Below are 18528 nucleotides of genomic sequence, written 5' to 3' on the forward strand. Positions count from 1 at the left end.
CGACGCTCACAAAGCACCGAAAACTATCCATACCCAATTTGCTGAAGCGAGGCCATCCGGCCACGAGTCAGTACCCGAATTTCTTGACGACCATAGAGCGTTGGAACCACCTGATCCCATCCCGAACTCAGAAGTGAAACGATGCATCGCCGATGGTAGTGTGGGGTTTCCCCATGTGAGAGTAGGTCATCGTCAAGATTAAATTCCGAAACCCCAATTGCGAAAGCAGTTGGGGTTTTGTTTTAGTAGAAGTCACCGATTTTTGCCGGTACGTTACTGCGGTAACGGGCTGGTCACAGAATTTCTTGACGACCATAGAGCGTTGGAACCACCTGATCCCATCCCGAACTCAGAAGTGAAACGATGCATCGCCGATGGTAGTGTGGGGTTTCCCCATGTGAGAGTAGGTCATCGTCAAGATTAAATTCCGAAACCCCAACTGCGAAAGCAGTTGGGGTTTTGTCGTTTCAGAGCCTGAAAAAGCCCATCTTCAAACCGCTCTGCGTGCCTTGCTGCTTCGACGAGCCTGCCATTTGCGCCACCAGATGTAGACGCCAGTCCCGGACAACCCCGCAATCAGAATACCCAATACCGCGATCATCACTTGTCCGGTAAAGCCGATGATCCGCCCCCCATGTATCGGCAGCTGCAACCGATAAAACCGCTCTCCCAACGTCCCTTCTCCTGCGATCTCCTGCCCCAGTAATCGTCCGTCGGTACCGTGGAAAAACAACCAGGATTTGCCGTGGGCCTCGGTGTCATGCTGTCCAAACCCTGCGCCGTAGAAGTTGTACTCAAAGCTGTAATACAACTCCCCGATAGCCGCTGTAAGCCCCAATTTTTTTCCCTCCTGCTGTGCCCTTTCGTAGGCCTGTTGATAACTCAAGCGAGTGATCCCCAACTCATCGGCAGGCATTCGACCTCGGGCCTCATATACGCTCGGCTCAATCGGAGAAAACAGCGACACCACCGGTTTGAAGACCTGGCTCGGCAAGTTCATGGCGACGCTGCTGACGGCTATCGGCAGCAATAACAACCACAGCCACAGTCCCCCCGCTCGATGCAGATCGAAGTTGAGCCGATAGGCATGCCCACCCTTGATCTTCCAGGCGCTCGACCACTTCCTCCAAAAGGGTTTACCTCGCGGTAACGTCAACCAGAGAGCGATGAAGCAATCGATCACCCAGGCGATGGCCACCAGCCCCATCAGCAGCAAACCCCAATTCCCGGGCAGCGTCAGGTTGTAGTGGAACTCAAGAATGAAAGGAATGAAGTTCTCTCGCTGAAAACAGCACTCGCCCCAGTAGCGCTGGCCTTTTTGCTCGCTATTGACCGGGTCCAGGTAGAACACCTGATTACGCTCATCGAACGGTTTGCCCGTCGCCGGATCATTACGTGGCACCGCCGCCAGCAAGGCTGTGTGACCTGCCTCATTCGGATACTCCATGTACCAGACCTGCAGCCTCGGATGTGCAGATTGCACCGCATCGACCAGCTCACCTGGCGGTAAACGCTGCCCCTCGGCCGACGCCGCGTAAAACCCAGGGTTCAGCCACTCATCCAGCTCATGGTTGAACGCCAGAATGCTCCCGGTGATTCCCGCCAGCAGCAGAAACACAGCCGTGGCCAACCCGATATACCGGTGCAGTAAAACCAGAAACGAACGCATGAAAATTTCCCCACGAATACGACAAAGCCAGTCCCTGAATCTCAGGAACTGGCTTTTTTATGCACAAGACAAAGGATTAGAACTGGTAGCTGACCGTGGCAGCGACGTTGCGCTCTTCGCCCATGTAGCAGAAGTTCAGACTGGCGCAGGAAGCCACGTAGGATTCATTGGTCAGGTTATTGGCATTCAGGCGTACATCGATGCCCTTCAAGCCAACCTTGCCCAGGTCATAACCGATCGACGCGTCGAACAATGTGTAGGACGGCACCTTCATGGTGTTCTCAGCATCCGCCCAGCTATAACCGACGTAACGCACGCCGCCGCCCACTCGTACGCCATCAAGCGCCGCACTGTCGAACTTGTAGTCCGCCCATAGCGAAGCCATGTGTCGCGGTGCCTGGGTTGGCGAGTTGCCTTTGTTCTCGATCACGTTGGTCGGGGTGCTCAGGGTGCTGACCATCGACTTCGAGTACTCGATGTCAGTGAAGGTGTAGCTCCCGAGCACTTTCAGGTTGTCGGTGAGCTGCATATGCGCTTCCAGTTCCAGACCCTGGGAGCGAACAGCGCCTACAGCGCGATAGAAATTTTCCTGCGGCAGCTTGGTTGCCAGGTTTTCCTGATCGATGCGAAACAGCGAGGCCGTGAACAGATTGTCGGTGCCAGGTGGCTGATACTTCAGACCCGCTTCCCACTGCGTGCCATCCGTTGGGGCCAGCGGATTACCGGCGCTGTCGGCATAGGAGTTCGGGTTGAATGACTCCGAGTAGCTGATGTACGGCGCCAGGCCGTTATCGAACAGATAGAGTGCCCCGACACGGCCAGTCAGTTTGGTGCGCTTGTCGCTGACCTCGGTGCCGACCGGGCGGCCCGCCTCGGCAATCCGGTTCTCCTCGGACGTCTCTACCCAGTCCTGACGCAGACCCAGCGAGAAGCGCCATTTGTCCATTTCAATCAGGTCTTGCAGGTAAACCCCGGTCTGCTCCAGACGACGCAGATAACTGGTCTCGCCGTACATATCGATGGCGGCGTTGCCGTACACCGGATTGAACGCATTGATTGGTGCCAGGCCACCGCTGGTCCAGTCGACCACGGTTTTGCGCCGCTGATAGTCCGCCCCCATCAGCACCGTGTGCTTGGTCGCACCGGTGAAGAATTCGGCCTGGAGCATGTTGTCGACGATGAACGCGTGCAGGCGTTCGTCACCGCCGGTGTAGTAGCGATTCAGCTCATTGCTGGTCGGCGACGTCCAGCCATAGGCGTACACCTGATCCATGTTCACTTTGGAGTCGAGGTAACGGAAATTCTGCCGCGCGGTGAAGACGTCGTTGAAGCGATGTTCGAACTGATAGCCGAACGACTGCTGATCGCGGGAGTAACCATCGACCCCCGGTTCGCCTTCGAAGAAATGCGACGAGATGCGATTGCCGTTGCGCTGATGAATCGTGCCGTCGGCCGGCACGCCACCGTGATAGCCGCCATCCGGGTCATGCTGCAGATACGCCTGCAGGGTCAGCGAAGTGTCTTCGTTGAAATCGATGCTGACCGTCGGCGCGAGAGCGAAGCGCTTTTCCTTGTTGTGGTCGAATTGCGTGTCGGACTGATCCGTCAAACCGATCAGACGATAGGCGATGCGCTTGTCGTCATCGACCGGGCCGCTGAAGTCAAAACCGACACCGCGTTGGCCCTGAGTGCCAACCGTGGCTTGAACCTGGTGATAGGCCTCGTACAACGGTTTCTTGCTGGTCAACGCCACCAGCCCGCCCGGCGAGCTACGACCATAGAGCACAGACGACGGGCCCTTCAGGATATCGACGCGCTCGAGGAAATACGGATCGACCTGCATGGTGCTGTAGGTGCCGCTGTCGCCCATCGACTTGAGGCCGTCGAGGTAGATGTTATCCACCGAGCCATCGTTGAAACCGCGCATCGCCACGTAGTCGTAACGGTGCGTGGCGCCATAGGGGTTGGTCAGCACGCCAGGGGTGTAGCGCATGGCCTGGGACACGGTTTGCGAGCCCTGATCATCCATTTGTTCGCGGGTGACCACCGACACGCTTTGCGACGTTTCCAGCAGCGCGGTACTGGTTTTGGTGGCGATCTGACTGTGCGTCGCGTTGTAGCCGTCCATGCTGCCCAGTGCGTTGCCGAGGGCGAAGCCTTTGATATCGGTGGTTGGCAGGGCCAGTGCTTCGGTTTCCGCAATTGAGCGCAGGACGTAGCTGCTGCCGTCCTGGCTGACCGCCTCCAGACCTGAGCCGCCCAGCAGATGACTCAACGCCTGATCGGTCGAATACTCGCCCTGCACGCCGGGTGATTGTCGGCCCTGAGTTTGCTGCGGGGTCATCGACAAGGTAATGCCGGCCTGGCGCGCAAACTGATTCAGCGCCTCGCCCATTGGCCCGGCGGCGATGTTGTAGCGGTGGCTGCCGACCTCACTGGCGCTCGCCGCGACGCTCAGGTTCGGCAGCAGGCCGACGCCCAGTGCGGTGGAGAACAACGCGGCCCGAATCGCTTGGCGCAGAAGGCCCGTTTCGGCAGTGAAATTCAGAGGGTTCTTACAGGTAACGCGCGCAGTCATTGTAGGTTTCCGTGGCAAGTCGCGAAGGCTGAATTGAAGTGCTTACTGACTAAGCCGGCTGTGCCGCGAAAACCCGCCAAAAAAATTCAGACCGCTCGTTCCAGCGTTACCCACCAGCGGGTGCGATAGCGCAATTGCACCGGCAGCGTCTGCGGCAAAATCGCCAGCAACTTGTCGGTGTCATCGAGACGGAACACGCCGGACAAGCGCAGATCCGCCACTTGCGGAGCGCAATTCAGGAAGCCCTGACGATAGCGGCCAACCTCATTGAGGAAATCGCCCAGGCGCATATTGCGCGTCACGATAAGTCCGTCGATCCAGGCGCCGGCATCCATGTCCAGCGGTGGAGCGGGACGCACTTGATGGTGGTCGATCAAATAACTCTGACCGGCAAGCACCTCGGTGGAAGCGCCAGCACTCGTCCGCGGCGAAAGAATTGCGACCCGGCCACTGGTGACGCTCAGGCGCGTGCAAGCACCTTCCTGACGCAGGATGAAGCGCGCGTCGAACGGCTCATAGGTGCCATGACGACTTTGCACTCGCAGCGGTCGATCGACCACCGAACCTCCGCCGGCGCCGCAGGTTACGATGATCTCGCCCCGAGTCAGTTTGATCAGCCGCTGTTGCGCCGTGTAATCGAGGTCCACGGCGCTGGCCGTGTTCAGTTCGATCCGCGTACCGTCGCGCAACTGGAATCCGCGGCGCTCGCCGGTGGCGGTAGCGTAATCGGCGCTCCACTGCTGCCAGGCTGACGTGTCTTTGGCCAGCCACGCGGCGGAGCCCATCAACAACGCGCCGGACAACAGCTTCAACGCCTGACGGCGACCCAGGCTCTGCGCACTGTTTTCCAGTGTGTTGAATGCTACTTGCGCACCCGGAACGGCGCGCAGATTTCGGGTCAGCTCACTTTGCAACGACTGCACCCGTTGCCAGGCCACTTCGTGATCATGGTGCTCGGCGCGCCATTGTTCACATTGGTGGTTCAGGCGCGGATTGCCGTGGTTATTGCGCAGACGCAGCAGCCAGTGGATCGCCTGTTTGACCACTTTCTGCTGTGGCTCGGCGCTGCGGACGACTGACAAGTTATCCACCGGCATCAGCTTTCGTACCGCAACACGTAGCAGTGATACAGCGCATCGGCGACGTAGCGTTCCACCGAGCGCAAGGACAGGCCCATCTGCTCGGCGATCTGCTTGTGGGTCAAACCTTCGCACTGCGCCAGCAGAAATGCCTGACGCACTTTGGGCTTCAGCCCCTCGAGCATGCGGGCAATGCTTTCCAGCAGTTCGATCACCAGCGCGCGGGCTTCAGCGCTGGGTGTCTCGGCTTCGGGCAAGTGAGCGATGGTTTCCAGGTACGCGCGCTCGATTTCCTCGCGTCGCCAATGGTCGATCACCAGCCCGCGAGCGATGGTGCGCAGAAACGCGCGGGGCGCCTTGAGTTCGAGACGTTCGGTGCGTTGCAGCAGGCGCACGAAAGTGTCCTGGGCCAGATCCGCCGCATCGGCCGCATTGCCCAGTCGCGCGCGCAACCAGCCGTTGAGCCAGCCGTGATGACTACTGTAAAGCGCCTGTACTGCAAACTCAGGTGAGGACATGAACGCGACAGCCCGAACGTCACAAATGATAATTAGTCGCATTGTCATCAAGGGTTACAGAATTTGCAACCGACGCTGCAAAACAGTCATCAAAAAATGACAGGCGAACGCTCTGGCACGCCGTTCGGCGGGAAGCTGGCAGAAATGCCGTCCATTTCCTACAAAACGCTAAGTTTTCTCCGAGTCGTGCCGACAGACTGGTGAGACATGCGTGCACCAAAGTAGAGCAGCCATTAGAACGCTGCCTGCGCTGTACATGGAATGTTGCATCCGGAACGCATCCCCACTTTTGGCATAAGAAGTCCCATGAAATGAATCTCAAGTTCAGCCATAAAATCCTGTTGGCCGCCTCGGGCGTCGTGGTCCTGGCGTTCGCGCTGTTCACTTTGTACAACGACTATCTGCAGCGAAACACCATTCGCCAGAACCTGCAGTCCTCCGTCCAGCAGGCCGGCGACCTGACCGCCAGCAGTGTGCAGAACTGGATGAGCGGGCGGATTCTGGTGCTGGAAAACCTCGCGCAGAACGTTGCCCATCAAGGCAAGAACGCCGACTTCCCGGGGCTGGTCGATCAACCGGCCTTCACCTCGAACTTCCAGTTCACCTACGTCGGCCAGGCCAACGGTGTGTTCACCCAGCGCCCTGACGCGAAGATGCCGGACGGCTACGACCCGCGTCAGCGTCCCTGGTACAAGCAGGCCGTGGCCGCTGACCAGACCATGCTGACCCCGCCATACATGGCCGCCGTTGGCGGTCTGGTGGTGACCATCGCCATGCCGGTGAAAAAGAACGGCGAGCTGCTCGGCGTAGTGGGCGGTGACCTGAGCCTGGAAACCCTGGTGAAGATCATCAACTCGGTGGACTTCGGTGGCCTGGGCCACGCGTTCCTGGTCAGCGGTGACGGTCAGGTGATCGTCAGCCCGGATAAAGATCAGGTGATGAAGAACCTCAAGGACATCTACCCGAACGCCGATGTGCGCATCCAGAAGGGCAACCAGAATGTGGTGCTCAACGGCCAGGAGCGCATCCTGTCGTTCACCCCGGTCACGGGTCTGCCGAATGCCGAGTGGTACATCGGTCTGTCGATCGATCGCGACAAGGCCTACGCAGCACTCAGCCAGTTCCGTACTTCGGCACTGATCGCGATGTTCGTCGCAGTGGGTGCGATTGCAGTCTTCCTGAGTCTGCTGATCACCGTGCTGATGCGTCCGCTGATCACCATGGGCCGCGCGATGCAGGACATTGCCCAGGGTGAAGGTGACCTGACCCGTCGTCTGGTAGTGGAAAGTAAGGATGAGTTTGGCGAGCTGGGCAGTTCATTCAACCAGTTCGTGGAGCGGATTCACGCGTCCATTTCCGAAGTGTCTTCCGCGACTCGTCATGTACACGACCTGTCGCAACGGGTGATGGCATCGTCCAACGCCTCGATCATCGGTTCCGACGAGCAAAGCGCCCGCACCAACAGCGTGGCTGCCGCGATCAATCAACTGGGTGCCGCCACCCAGGAAATCGCCCGTAACGCCGCCGATGCTTCGCAACACGCCAGCGGCGCGAGCGAGCAGGCCGATGACGGCCGTCAGGTGGTCGAGCAGACGATTCAGGCGATGACCGAGCTGTCGCAGAAGATCAGCCTGTCGTGCACCCAGATCGAAACCCTGAATGCGAGCACCGACAACATCGGCCACATTCTCGATGTGATCAAAGGCATCTCCCAGCAGACCAACCTGCTGGCGCTCAACGCGGCCATCGAAGCGGCCCGTGCCGGTGAAGCAGGACGTGGTTTTGCGGTGGTGGCGGACGAGGTGCGCAACCTCGCTCACCGTACCCAAGAGTCGGCGGAAGAAATCCACAAGATGATCACCTCGCTGCAGGTCGGCTCCCGTGAAGCGGTGACCACCATGAACGCCAGTCAGGCGTCCAGCGAAGAGAGCGTGGAAGTGGCGAACCAGGCCGGTCTGCGTCTGGTCAGCGTGACCCAGCGCATCGGCGAAATCGACGGCATGAACCAATCGGTGGCAGCGGCGACCGAAGAGCAGACCGCCGTGGTGGAAACCCTCAATGTCGACGTCAACCAGATCAACCTGCTGAACCAGCAGAGCGTGGCCAACCTCAATGAAACGTTGAAGGATTGCGATGCGTTGTCGCAGCAGGCCAACCGTTTGAAACAACTGGTCGACAGCTTCAAGATCTGATTGCCTGCGGTCAAAAAGCAGCCCGCTGCGGAGTGATCCGCAGCGGGCTTTTTCATGCCTTACACAAACAGCTTCAGCACATTGCCCATCGCATCATCGGCAAACCCCTGGACGAAATCCTTGAACCCCGGCAGCGCTTCCGGCCCACCGCTGGCCGGCTCGGCGATGATCGTCCAGGTCGCCCGCGATTTGCCCGCGCCCAGCGATTCCACATTCATCGCCGCCCACAAATTGGCCACGCCCAAGGTGTTGTAGATCGTGGTCCAGGTCATGCTCAGCGCCTGCTCATCCCGGGAGTTGAGTTGCTCGACCACCACGTTGCCATCCTTGAAGAATTTCTTGCGCAGCGAAGACACGCCTTCGCCGGTCATCTCGATGTGCGACAGGGCCGGAATGAAACGATCAAAGCCGTCGAATTTTCCGACCACCGCCCACGCTTGTCTGGCGTCCACCGGCACTTCCACCGAAGACACGACGTGGCAGCCGTGAGGGTTTTTGATCAGGGTGTCGGGTTGCAGATTGCTCATGGTGTTGCTCCTTGGTGGTTGAGTCAGATGAAGTTGATTTCTTTCAGGTAGTCGCAGCCGCGACGCAGCAGCGCCGGGGATTTTTCCGGGTAGTGCGCGCCCATCTGTTGCACGCCGGCCTGGGCGTTGGCGTGGCCGATCAGGGAGATGTCGCCGATGTCTTCCTCGAAGCCGTTGAGGTAGAAACCGAGTACGCCGAACAGCGCGTTGTCGGCATCGACCCGGCCCAGTTGCTGTTGCCAGTCGGCGACGCTGACCAGCGCAAACTCGCTGCCGGTTTCGCGGAACGACGCGACGTAGGCATCCCAGCTCAGGGGCTCCGGGTTATGCAGGTTGAACACCGCTCGTTCGGGCGAGTAACGGCTGGCGTGGAAGGCGATGAAGCGGGCGAGAAAGTCCACCGGCATCAGGTCGAAGTTCAGCGCGAAGGCCGGCACCTGGCCGAGCTGGATCGAGCCCTTGAGCATCAGCATCAAACGGTTCTTGTGCGGTTGGCAGACGCCGCTGAGGCTGTTGAAACTGATGTTGCCGGGCCGATACAGATTGACCCGTACCCCACGCTCCCGCGCCCGTTCGAGGATTCGTTCGCCGACCCATTTCGACAGGTTGTAGCCGTTGCGGATGTAGATCGGCGGCGTCGGTGCAGCGGGCAATTCCAGCACCCGGCCCGCGTCGTCGACAGTGCTGGAGGCCGACAGCGTCGAGATGAAATTGAACACCTTCTTGCTGCGGCCTTCGCACAACCTGAGCAGTTCGAAAACCGGCTCGACGTTGTCCGCCGCCAGCGACTCGTAATCGAGGACGTGATTGACGTTCGCCGCGTTGTGCACCAGCGCGCCGAACTCGCGATCCAGTCGCTCGAAGTCCGCATCAGCCAGGCCCAGTTGCGGCCGGGTGATGTCTGCCGAATAGACCCGCACCCGACTCAGGTCCAGATGCTCCAGCCGGTTCTCTCGCAACGATTGGGCAAATCGCTGCGCCGCCGTTTGCCCGCCGCCGTCGCGCACCAGGCACGCCACCTCGCTGGCGCCCCATCCCAGCAGCGCCTCGACGATGTGCACGCCGACAAAACTGTTGGCGCCGGTGACGATTACCTTGTGCAAATCGCCCATGCGGCTGATCGGCAATGGCTCGATATCCAGCGGTCGCTCGGCGTCGGCCATGGCCTGGGCGCTGAGCACTGCGCTGTCATCGGTGCCGCGCACCAGCGTGGCGAGCTTGGCGATGGTCGGCAGTTCGATGAAGCGGTTGATCGAGATGCTGCGACCGAATTCCTCCCGCAGACGCAGGAGCATGCGCGACAGCAGAATCGAGTGACCGCCGAGATTGAAGAAGCTTTCATCGGTGGAAATGTCGCTGGTCGGCAGCTCCAGCAGTTCGCCCCAGATCTCCAGCAGCAACGCTTCATCGGCGTTGGCGGGCAGGCATTTGGGGCCGCTGTCCTGCACGCTGACCGGCAGCTCCAGCAACGCCTTGCGATCGACTTTGCCGTTGGCGGCGAACGGCATGTTCGGCAGTTCCGTCCATGCCACCGGTTGCATGTAGTCGGGCAAGAACTGCTGGGCATGTGTCTTCAACGCATCGCGGGCGGCGTCCGATTGCGGCTGGGCGAGAAACGCCAGAATCCGCCGCTGACTGTCGATCACCACGGCGATCTGCCGATACAGCTGACTCTCGCGCAGGCACCGTTCGATCTCTTCCGGCTCGACCCGGAAGCCGCGGATCTTCACCTGATTGTCGCGGCGCCCGCACAGCTCGATGCCGTCTTCGCCCCACTTGGCCATGTCACCGCTGCGGTAGGCGCGCAGACGCTGGCCGTCCGGCAACGCCAGGTCCAGATAGCGTTCGGCGGTCTGCAGTGGATTGTTCAGGTAACCCAGGCACACACCGGGGCCGACGATGAACAGTTCGCCGACGGTCTGCTCCGGCACCGGTTGCAGATCGTCATCGAGAATCAGCACCTGACTGTTGGCAATCGGCCCGCCGAGGGTGCGGTTACTGTCGCCCGGTTGCAGCTGCCGCGCGGTTATCAGCACCGTGGCTTCGGTAGGGCCGTAGAGGTTGTGCAGTTTGCCCTGGCGCGTCAGTTGCTCGATCACGAACGGCTCGCAGACATCGCCGCCGGTCATGATTTGCCCGACGCTTTGCAGTTGCTCCAGCGGCAGGATGCTCAGCAGTGCTGGCGGCAGGAACGCGTGAGTCAACTGTCGGCGGCGGATCAACGCCACCAGTTGCAGCGGATCGCGGCGCTGGTTGTCATCGGGCACCACCAGTTCCGCGCCTTCGAGCAGAGTCGGGAAGATGTCGATCAGCGACGAGTCAAAACTCAGCGACGAGAACTGCAGCACCCGGCTCTCGGCGTGCAACTGTACGTAGTCGGCGTACCACGCGGTGAAGTGCGCGAGATTCGCCTGACTGAGCAGCACACCCTTCGGATGGCCGGTGGTGCCGGAGGTGTAGAGCGCCATGCAGGGTGAGTCAAGCTCGGGGCGGCGCAGCATCAGCGGTAGCGCCGGATCGACTTCAGTGCGGTCAATGCGGCAGACATCCAGCCCCGGCATCGAATCGCTCAGCGGATGTTCGCCATCGTGCAGCAACAACACCGCGCCGGCGTTTTCGAGGATGTACTGCTGGCGCTGAAGCGGATGGCTTGGCTCCAGCGGCAGATACACAGCGCCACTGCCGAGAACCGCCAGAATCGAAGCAAACAGCGGATCGCATTTCGGCAGGCAAATCCCGACTACCCACGGTTGCGGCTGTGTCTCCAGCATTGCCAGCAACCGCTGCTGGATCGCACGGCTGTGATCATGCAACTGGCGATAGCTGATCGACTGCTCGGCGAGGTGCAGCGCCGGGCGGTCGGCATGCTCGATCAGGCTTTCTTGAAGGCGCTCGATCACCGGGATCTGCGCCCGTTGCAACAAGGCCGGATTGGCCGTGGCGTTGAAGCGATGCACATAGGCCAGGCTGTCGAGAAACAGCAGGTTTTCCACCTGCTCGAAGTCCGGTGCGCGGGCCGTCGTCGCGTGCTGGAAATATTCGGCATCGCGGGAGAATCGGCTGACCAGCAGTGCCACTTCGTCCACCACGAGTGCGAGTGTTCGCTGGCGCAGGGCCTGACCGTTGCCGGACGGTTCGTCGGCGATGGGTACGCGGCTCAGCAGTGTCGAGTTGCAGAGGCACAGCAGATCGAGCACCGGCAAACCGCCGACGCCCGTTGCACCGATGCCCAGACGCAAGGTCAGGTGCGGTGTCGTGCCGTGGTCCTGCGGCGCAAGACTGCCGTCGTCGATCACCAGATCCATCGACAGAGCCGCTTCCGACAGCAATGAATGACCGTGTTGTTCGAGCTCCAGCGCCAGGTCGGTCAAGGCCTGGCTGCGGCCCTTCAGCAAAATGTCGAGACGTCTCATGTCAGCCTCCGTGTCAAACCAGGTAGTCGCGCAGGGCGTGCTGTACGCACGGTGTATCGAGCAGTGAGCTGTTGTGGAAAAACCGCACGATGTTGCCCACCAGCGGGTGGTGGCGATTGATCGGGAAGGCCAGCCCGGCCATCTCGTCCTTCAGTGCGCGGCGGGTGGCATCGTTGACCGGCAAGGCATCGATCAGGCGCAGGTCGAAGGCTTTCTGAATGTCATTGGTCAGGTAGTGGCCGATGAACACCGGCAGGATCTGCGCGATGCATTCGCGATCCGCATCGCTCGCGGTGTGCCAGTAGATGCGCACCATCCGTGCCCAGAAACTCGAGTGCCGACCTTCGTCGAGCAAGTGGTCGGCCATCAGGCCCTTGATCGACGGCTTGACCGTGTCGTCCCGGGCGAACGCCGCGACATCGCCGGTCACGGTGTTCTCGGCGATGGCCACGCAGATCAGCTCCACGGCGCTGCGCAGGTGTTCCGGGGCCAGTTCGACGGCAGCCGGGATCGCCCGGCTCAGTTCGATTTCATTTGGCAGCTCGATGGGCTCGATGCCGGTCATGGCTACGGTCTGCTGCATGAAATCCATTGCCACCAGCGCGTGGTAATCCTCGTCCACCACCACGGTCATGGCGTCGTAGCGACATGCGAACGGGAACGCCACGGCGAAGCGGTTCTTGGCGATGCTGCGGGCGGTCTTGTCGACGATCTCGGTCTCGAAAATCACCACGTCGTTGATGAACTTGTACAGCGTCTGCACCAGGGCAAAATCACGCTGTTCCGGGCATTCGCGCAGGAAGGTTTCACTGAGCACCAAGGGCTGACGACTGAGCGGATAGATCAGCCGCGCGTCGTCCTCCAGCACACGGCGCGGCCGGGTGCGGATGGTGGCGCGGCTTTCCCAGGCGTCGGCGAAAGATTGGTAGTCGGCGGCGTTCATTCGGCCACCTCCGCCAGCGGCTCGCGCATGCTCAGGCGCAGGCCGTCCCACAAAGCGATGCGGCTTTCCACGGCGGCAATGGCGCTCGCATAGACCTCGGCCTCACGCTGCGGATCGCCATCGACCAGACGCTCCAGCAGTTGCTCGGCAGCCGGGCCGTGGTCTTCGGAGTCGACCTCAATGTGTCGCTCCAGGTAGTAACGGAAGGTCGGCGCCTGTTTGACACCGATGCCCCAGGCATCGAGCATGCGCTGGAACATGGTCGGGATCACGCTCTCGCGGCCATGCAGGAAAGCGGCGGCGACACTGTGCCCCGGTGCATGCAGCGCGGTGTGCAAGGTGTCGCGGACGAACTGCGCGGCAGCCGGGTCGACATCGACACTTTGCAGCGCCACGTCATAGCTCACGCCCTCCTGTTGCAGCGCGACAAAGCGCTCCACCGCCGAGGTGCTCGCACCGACTTCGCGCATCGCATCCAGGTACAACTCGAAATGACTGTAATGCCCGTGAGACAGCCGATCGTCCGACTCTTCGCCGAGCACGATTTCATTGATCAATCGTGCGGCATGGGGATCGCGCGGTGGCAGCCACGGCAGGCGGGTGCAGGTCAGTTCCTGTTGCAGGCGTTTGGTCAGCGACATGAAATCCCATACGGCAAATACATGGGATTCCATGAAGCGGCGCAACACCGACAGCGAATCGATTTCGGAGAAGATCGGGTGAACGCTGAGTTCGGCTTTCTTTTGGGCGAGTTGTTCTTTAGTTGGCATGATGCGAGCCTCTGGCTTATAGGGATATAGGGACTGCTCAATCAATGGCTAACAACGTTGGATATAGTTTCCAGGCGAGCGATAGCCTCATTCGTTTCGATGAAAGTTGAAATTGTATGGAGAGGCCTGCTACATCGGAACGTCAGTAAAGACTGACGTGCAGCGGGCCATGTTGTTGGAGCTTGCCGGCTTTTCGGTTCGGTACAAAACCCGGCGTAGAAAAACTAATACATCGCAAAACAACTTAACAAGTATATTTTTAATTAATTTAAGTTTGCTGTTTTTCAAGTATGAGCGAGACTGATAAAACTTTTAAGTTAAGTTTTATTTGGGCGTAGTTGCTCCTTTCGGCCTTTAAAGGCCAAAATTGAATAACAAGAGTGAATGCCTCACTCAAAGCAACTTTTGAAGTAAGTAATTGAAATGATCTGAGGGGATGAAGTTGGCCTGATACGGCGGCGAATCTTCCTTTTCCCGTGACAAGGCTCCTTCCGTAGGTTCCTGTTGCGGAGACTGCTGCCGGGGCGGCGCGTCCCCGTTCTATTTGGGTTGGCGATTCAAGGGTGCGCGTAAATCGGCGCCGCGGCTATCGTCGAAAATGACTTCCTTGCGGTGCAATTTCCGGGCTGTCCAAAGCAGGGGGGAGGTTAGAGCGAAGGCGCCGAAGTGCCACGGCAATTGAGCGTGACCGGCGTGGGGATTTGTAAGCGGGTTATTCGCCGGGTGAGCGGGAGCTCACCCGGAAGGGGGAGTCAGCGAGCTGTCTTGCGGTTTTGTGCGGCGGGGCTGGCGAGGTAACGGGTGATGACCTCGACACCGCGGTTGAGGTGCTGCTCCAGCAATGCCACTGCGAGCGGGGTGTCACGTTGCTGCACGGCTTGCAGCAGAGCGCGGTGATCGTCCTGGGAGATCTTGCCCAGGCCCATGGCCTCAAGGTTGAAGCGCAGGAAGCGTTCCTCTTCGTTCAAACCGTCCTCGACCAGCCGCAGCAGACGGCCGTTCGGGGATTTGCTGTAAAGCGTCATGTGGAACAGGCGGTTGAGCCGGCCGATCTCCGTGTAGTCGTGCTCGGTTTCCAGCTCTTCGATGTAACCGGCGGCGCGTTCGTGGTCGGCGCTGGTCAGCAGCGGGATCGACTGACGCAGGGCTTCGGATTCCAGCAGGATGCGCAGTTCGTAGGTTTCGGTCGCGTCGCCCTGGATCAGCGGCGCTACCACGGCGCCTTTGTGGGCAACCACGCTCAGCAGGCCTTGGGCTTCGAGCTGACGCAACGCTTCGCGTACCGGCATGCGGCTGACGCCGAACAGGTCCGCCAGATCCTGCTGGCGGACCGCGGTGCCGCACGGCAAGCGCCCGTCGAGAATCGCCGAGCGCAGGGTTTCTTCGATGACCGAGCGCGCCAGATGCGCGGGAATCGGGCCTTCGACTTTGATGCTGTGGAGTGGCTTGGGCTTCTGGGTCACAACTGCACACCCTGTTGACTGCGGAATTTGGATCCAAAGGACACTAGTGATTGCTCTACAGGTTGTCAAACCGTGTAGAAGAACCCTGTCACATCTGAAGTTTAGCGCGCACGCGATGATCTCAGGGTGCCATTGTTTTTTGCTCGGCTAACCTTCACCATCAAACGCCTTTCCTCCTGCCCTGGATGCCTTGCATTGGCGGTACGTTTCGCGATTCCCCGGATTGCGCGCTGGTTTGCCTGCGCGCTGCTGCTGGCCGGCGTCATGCTGGGCGGCCTGCATGCCGATTGGGATTTTTCCGCGATCAGCCGCAAGGCCACGGCATTGTACGGACCGCTGGGCGCCGGGCAACAACGGATCGATGCCTGGCAGAATCTGCTGGCCACCCAGAAACAGGTCAGCGAGATGGAAAAGCTCAAAGTGGTGAACCTGTTTTTCAACAAACAGATGCGCTACGTCGAGGACATCGACCTGTGGGGCCAGGTCGATTATTGGGAGACCCCCATCGAAGCCTTGTGGAAAGGCGCCGGCGACTGTGAAGACTACGCGATCGCCAAGTATTTCAGCCTGCGCCACCTCGGCGTGGCCAGTGACAAGTTGCGCATCACCTACGTCAAGGCCCTGCGCCAGAACCGCGCGCACATGGTGTTGACCTACTATTCCAGTCCCGACGCCATGCCGCTGGTGCTCGACAGCCTGATCGACCCGATCAGGCCGGCGTCCGAGCGAACCGATTTGCTGCCGGTCTACTCTTTCAATGCCGAAGGTCTGTACCTGCCGGGGGCCAAGGGCAACAAAAAGGTCGGCGACACCAAACGCCTGTCACGCTGGCAGGATGTGTTGAAGAAAATGCAGGCCGAAGGATTCCCGGTCGAGACGACTAACTAGGAGCACGCGCTCAGATGTCCTTGTTCAAACAGCTGTTGATCGCAATCTGTCTGTTCCTCGTGGTCGCCTTCACCGGCAGCTTCATGGTCAGCCTGGAGAGCTCGCGTACCCAGTACGTCAACCAGTTGCGTTCCCACGCCCAGGACGCCGCCACGGCGCTGGCGTTGTCGCTGACTCCGAACATCGACGACCCGGCGATGGTCGAGCTGCTGGTCAGTTCGATCTTCGACAGCGGTTATTACGCGAGCATCCGCGTGGTCGATCTGAAGACCGACCAGACCATCGTCGAGCGCAGTGGCATTCCCGCCGTCACCAACGTGCCGGACTGGTTCGTCAAACTGATCGGCCTGGAGCCGGCCGGCGGCGATGCGCTGGTCAGCCGTGGCTGGGAACAGGCGGCGCGGGTCGAGGTGGTCAGCCACCCGATGTTCGCCCTGGCCAAACTCTGGCAGAGCGCACTCGGCAGCCTGGGCTGGTTGCTGGTCTGCGGTGCAGTGAGCGCGGTGCTGGGCGCGCTGTTGCTGCGCCGGCAATTACGGCCGCTGGACTACATGGTCAAGCAATCCCACGCCATCGCCCGTCGCGAATTCCTCAGCCTGCCGGACCTGCCGCGCACGCCTGAGCTGCGTCGCGTGGTGCTGGCGATGAACCAGATGGTCGAGAAGCTCAAGGCGTTGTTCCAGGAGCAGGCCGAGCGCAGTGAAAAACTGCGCACCGAGTCCTATCAGGACAACCTCACCGGGCTGGCCAACCGGCGCTATTTCGAGATGCAACTCAACGCCCGGGTGAGCAACCCGGAGCAGGCCAGTTCCGGCTATCTGTTGCTGCTGCGGGTCAAGGATCTGGCGGGTTTGAACCAGCGTCTCGGCGGTCAGCGCACCGATGAATTGTTGAAAGCGGTCGGTCAGCAACTCTCTCGCGAATGCGCCAAATACCCGGAAACCCAAAACCTCGTGACCCGTATCCGTGGCGGTGAATTCGCCGTGCTGGCGCCGGGGCTGACCCGCGAAGAGGCGCTGCAACTGGCGCAGAATCTCGACAGCGCCCTGGGCAGCCTGCATGCGACGGGCGCCACCGACGTGGCCGCCGTGGCCTCCATCGGCGTGGCACCGTTCGCCCACGGCGACTCCCCACAAGCGGTGCTCAGCCTCGGCGATCAGGCCCTGGCTCAGGCCGAAGGTCAGGGCGAACAAAATTGGGCGTGCCTTGACCAGAGCCTGGTGGCGGACGTCGGCGACGATCACCACGCCTGGCATCGCCTGCTCGATCAGGCGCTGAACCAGCGGCGTTTCGAGCTGTTCTTCCAGCCGGTGGTGGCGGCGCAGGACACGCAACTGGTGCTGCATTACAAAGTGCTGTCGCGCCTGCTCGACGAACAGGGCCAGACCATTCCCGCCGGGCGTTTCCTGCCGTGGCTGGAGCGCTTTGGCTGGACCGCACGCTTGGACCGGCTGATGCTCGAGCGAGTGCTGGAGCAAATGGCCGGGCATGAAGAATCCCTGGCGCTGAACCTGTCTTCGGCGACCCTGGCGGATCCGCAGGCATTGAACAAAGTCTTCGAGATTCTGCGCTCGCATTCCAATCTGGGGCCGCGTCTGACCCTGGAAATCGGCGAGGAGCAACTGCCGGAACAAGCGGTGCTGGAGCAGTTGACCCGACGTTTGCGCGAACTCGGTTTCTCCCTGAGCCTGCAACGCTTCGGCGGGCGCTTCAGCATGATCGGCAACCTGGCGCGGCTGGGGCTGGCGTACCTGAAGATCGATGGCAGCTACATCCGCGCGATCGACCAGGAGAGCGACAAGCGCCTGTTCATCGAGGCCATCCAGCGGGCGGCGCACAGCATCGATCTGCCGCTGATTGCCGAGCGGGTCGAGACGGAAGGGGAGTTGTCGGTGATTCGCGAGATGGGCTTGTACGGGGTTCAGGGGCAGCTCTTCGGTGAGCCGAAACCCTGGTGATGAATTGCCCGCTCCCACGCGCAACGCGGGAACGGGCAAGACAAAAGAGATCAGATCAACCCGGTCTCTTCATCATCAATCAACTGACTCAACCCGCCCAACGCTTCTCGGGCCTGGGTACGGTCCATCAGCTTGGCCTGGGCTGCCGGCGGCAGGTCGGTGACGCGGATCACGCCTTTCTGGGTCAGGACCTGAATCAGGTCGTCGAGTACCCGGATCATCTCCAGGTCGCTCTGCTTGAGCTGCTTGAGGCTGTTTTCCACGGCCGCGTTGGCAAACCAGGCCTGGATTTCATGGTGGTCGGCGGGCAGCGTTTCCGTGGCCTCGGCCCAGGCCGCAGCTTCCACGCGAACCAACTGACCCTGTGCATCGCGTTGCACGTAAAACATTGAGCATCCCTCGGAAATGGACCGGCGTCATGCTGTCAGCAGCATAGCCAACTGCACGGGAGTATGCGGTGCGGCGACGCAATCGTCACCGGGAAGAAAGACGCAAACGTGACGGCCGCCCCATTGGGGCGGCCGTTTTGT

General features: G+C 60.5%; 13 protein-coding genes and 2 rRNA genes. 5 read left to right on the forward strand and 10 right to left on the reverse strand.

The annotated features are described in order from the left end of the window. Positions 1–82 precede the first annotated feature (82 nt). Positions 83–198, forward strand: a 5S ribosomal RNA gene (rrf, locus tag IF189_RS00630). Positions 199–304: 106 nt separating this feature from the next. Next, positions 305–420 (forward strand): 5S ribosomal RNA (gene rrf, locus IF189_RS00635). Positions 421–490: 70 nt separating this feature from the next. On the opposite strand, the gene IF189_RS00640 is transcribed toward rrf (IF189_RS00635), so the two are convergent. From IF189_RS00640 to IF189_RS00655, 4 genes are all read right to left on the reverse strand, one after another. Then, complete coding sequence (locus IF189_RS00640; RefSeq protein WP_192552663.1) at positions 491–1669, reverse strand: PepSY-associated TM helix domain-containing protein; 1179 nt, start codon at positions 1667–1669, stop codon at positions 491–493. Between the two features lie 76 nt (positions 1670–1745). Then, positions 1746–4247 carry a TonB-dependent siderophore receptor gene (locus IF189_RS00645; protein ID WP_192552664.1) on the reverse strand — a complete coding sequence of 834 codons (2502 nt, stop codon included), beginning with the start codon at positions 4245–4247 and terminating at the stop codon, positions 1746–1748. Positions 4248–4333: 86 nt separating this feature from the next. Further along, positions 4334–5344 carry a FecR domain-containing protein gene (locus tag IF189_RS00650; RefSeq protein WP_134828686.1) on the reverse strand — a complete coding sequence of 337 codons (1011 nt, stop codon included), beginning with the start codon at positions 5342–5344 and terminating at the stop codon, positions 4334–4336. Continuing rightward, positions 5344–5844, reverse strand: a complete 501-nt coding sequence (locus IF189_RS00655) for a sigma-70 family RNA polymerase sigma factor (RefSeq protein WP_134828687.1) — start codon at positions 5842–5844, stop codon at positions 5344–5346. Before IF189_RS00655 ends, IF189_RS00650 begins: the two co-directional genes overlap by 1 nt. Before the next feature lie 311 nt (positions 5845–6155). Between IF189_RS00655 and IF189_RS00660 the strand changes: the two genes are divergently transcribed. After that, positions 6156–8036 carry a methyl-accepting chemotaxis protein gene (locus tag IF189_RS00660; protein WP_085712595.1) on the forward strand — a complete coding sequence of 627 codons (1881 nt, stop codon included), beginning with the start codon at positions 6156–6158 and terminating at the stop codon, positions 8034–8036. A 59-nt stretch (positions 8037–8095) separates the two neighbouring features. On the opposite strand, the gene IF189_RS00665 is transcribed toward IF189_RS00660, so the two are convergent. The 5 genes from IF189_RS00665 to IF189_RS00685 form a co-directional block, all read right to left on the reverse strand. Next, positions 8096–8563, reverse strand: coding sequence for an SRPBCC family protein (locus tag IF189_RS00665; protein WP_134828688.1), 468 nt, complete (start codon positions 8561–8563; stop codon positions 8096–8098). A gap of 23 nt (positions 8564–8586) precedes the next feature. Next, positions 8587–11976, reverse strand: coding sequence for a non-ribosomal peptide synthetase (locus IF189_RS00670; RefSeq protein WP_134828689.1), 3390 nt, complete (start codon positions 11974–11976; stop codon positions 8587–8589). Between the two features lie 13 nt (positions 11977–11989). Beyond that, positions 11990–12919: a diiron oxygenase gene (locus IF189_RS00675; protein WP_102620530.1), complete on the reverse strand. Its 930-nt coding sequence runs from the start codon at positions 12917–12919 to the stop codon at positions 11990–11992. Next, a complete protein-coding gene (locus tag IF189_RS00680) occupies positions 12916–13689 on the reverse strand; it encodes a DUF3050 domain-containing protein (RefSeq protein WP_413038510.1) in 774 nt (257 codons plus the stop codon). Before IF189_RS00680 ends, IF189_RS00675 begins: the two co-directional genes overlap by 4 nt. Before the next feature lie 752 nt (positions 13690–14441). Continuing rightward, positions 14442–15152 carry a GntR family transcriptional regulator gene (locus IF189_RS00685; RefSeq protein WP_134828692.1) on the reverse strand — a complete coding sequence of 237 codons (711 nt, stop codon included), beginning with the start codon at positions 15150–15152 and terminating at the stop codon, positions 14442–14444. A gap of 195 nt (positions 15153–15347) precedes the next feature. Between IF189_RS00685 and lapG the strand changes: the two genes are divergently transcribed. Together lapG and lapD are read left to right on the forward strand one after the other, a co-directional pair. Next, positions 15348–16040, forward strand: a complete 693-nt coding sequence (gene lapG, locus IF189_RS00690) for a cysteine protease LapG (protein WP_192552665.1) — start codon at positions 15348–15350, stop codon at positions 16038–16040. A 14-nt stretch (positions 16041–16054) separates the two neighbouring features. Next, a complete protein-coding gene (gene lapD, locus IF189_RS00695; RefSeq protein WP_134828693.1) occupies positions 16055–17998 on the forward strand; it encodes a cyclic di-GMP receptor LapD in 1944 nt (647 codons plus the stop codon). Between the two features lie 50 nt (positions 17999–18048). Here the strand turns inward: lapD and IF189_RS00700 are convergent, their stop codons facing one another. Further along, positions 18049–18387, reverse strand: coding sequence for a tryptophan synthase subunit beta (locus IF189_RS00700; RefSeq protein ID WP_085712603.1), 339 nt, complete (start codon positions 18385–18387; stop codon positions 18049–18051). Between the last annotated feature and the right edge of the window lie 141 nt (positions 18388–18528).

This window comes from Pseudomonas sp. IzPS59 (assembly GCF_014863505.1).
Lineage (GTDB): Bacteria > Pseudomonadota > Gammaproteobacteria > Pseudomonadales > Pseudomonadaceae > Aquipseudomonas > Aquipseudomonas kribbensis.

Excerpts from the sequence above, each read along its gene's own strand:
- IF189_RS00645 (WP_192552664.1), bottom strand. The coding sequence starts at position 4,247 with ATGACTGCGCGCGTTACCTGTAAGAACCCTCTGAATTTCACTGCCGAA.
- IF189_RS00650 (WP_134828686.1), bottom strand. The coding sequence starts at position 5,344 with ATGCCGGTGGATAACTTGTCAGTCGTCCGCAGCGCCGAGCCACAGCAG.
- IF189_RS00670 (WP_134828689.1), bottom strand. The coding sequence starts at position 11,976 with ATGAGACGTCTCGACATTTTGCTGAAGGGCCGCAGCCAGGCCTTGACC.
- IF189_RS00700 (WP_085712603.1), bottom strand. The coding sequence starts at position 18,387 with ATGTTTTACGTGCAACGCGATGCACAGGGTCAGTTGGTTCGCGTGGAA.
- IF189_RS00655 (WP_134828687.1), bottom strand. The coding sequence starts at position 5,844 with ATGTCCTCACCTGAGTTTGCAGTACAGGCGCTTTACAGTAGTCATCAC.
- lapD (WP_134828693.1), top strand. The coding sequence starts at position 16,055 with ATGTCCTTGTTCAAACAGCTGTTGATCGCAATCTGTCTGTTCCTCGTG.
- IF189_RS00675 (WP_102620530.1), bottom strand. The coding sequence starts at position 12,919 with ATGAACGCCGCCGACTACCAATCTTTCGCCGACGCCTGGGAAAGCCGC.
- IF189_RS00680 (WP_413038510.1), bottom strand. The coding sequence starts at position 13,689 with ATGCCAACTAAAGAACAACTCGCCCAAAAGAAAGCCGAACTCAGCGTT.
- IF189_RS00640 (WP_192552663.1), bottom strand. The coding sequence starts at position 1,669 with ATGCGTTCGTTTCTGGTTTTACTGCACCGGTATATCGGGTTGGCCACG.
- IF189_RS00660 (WP_085712595.1), top strand. The coding sequence starts at position 6,156 with ATGAATCTCAAGTTCAGCCATAAAATCCTGTTGGCCGCCTCGGGCGTC.
- IF189_RS00665 (WP_134828688.1), bottom strand. The coding sequence starts at position 8,563 with ATGAGCAATCTGCAACCCGACACCCTGATCAAAAACCCTCACGGCTGC.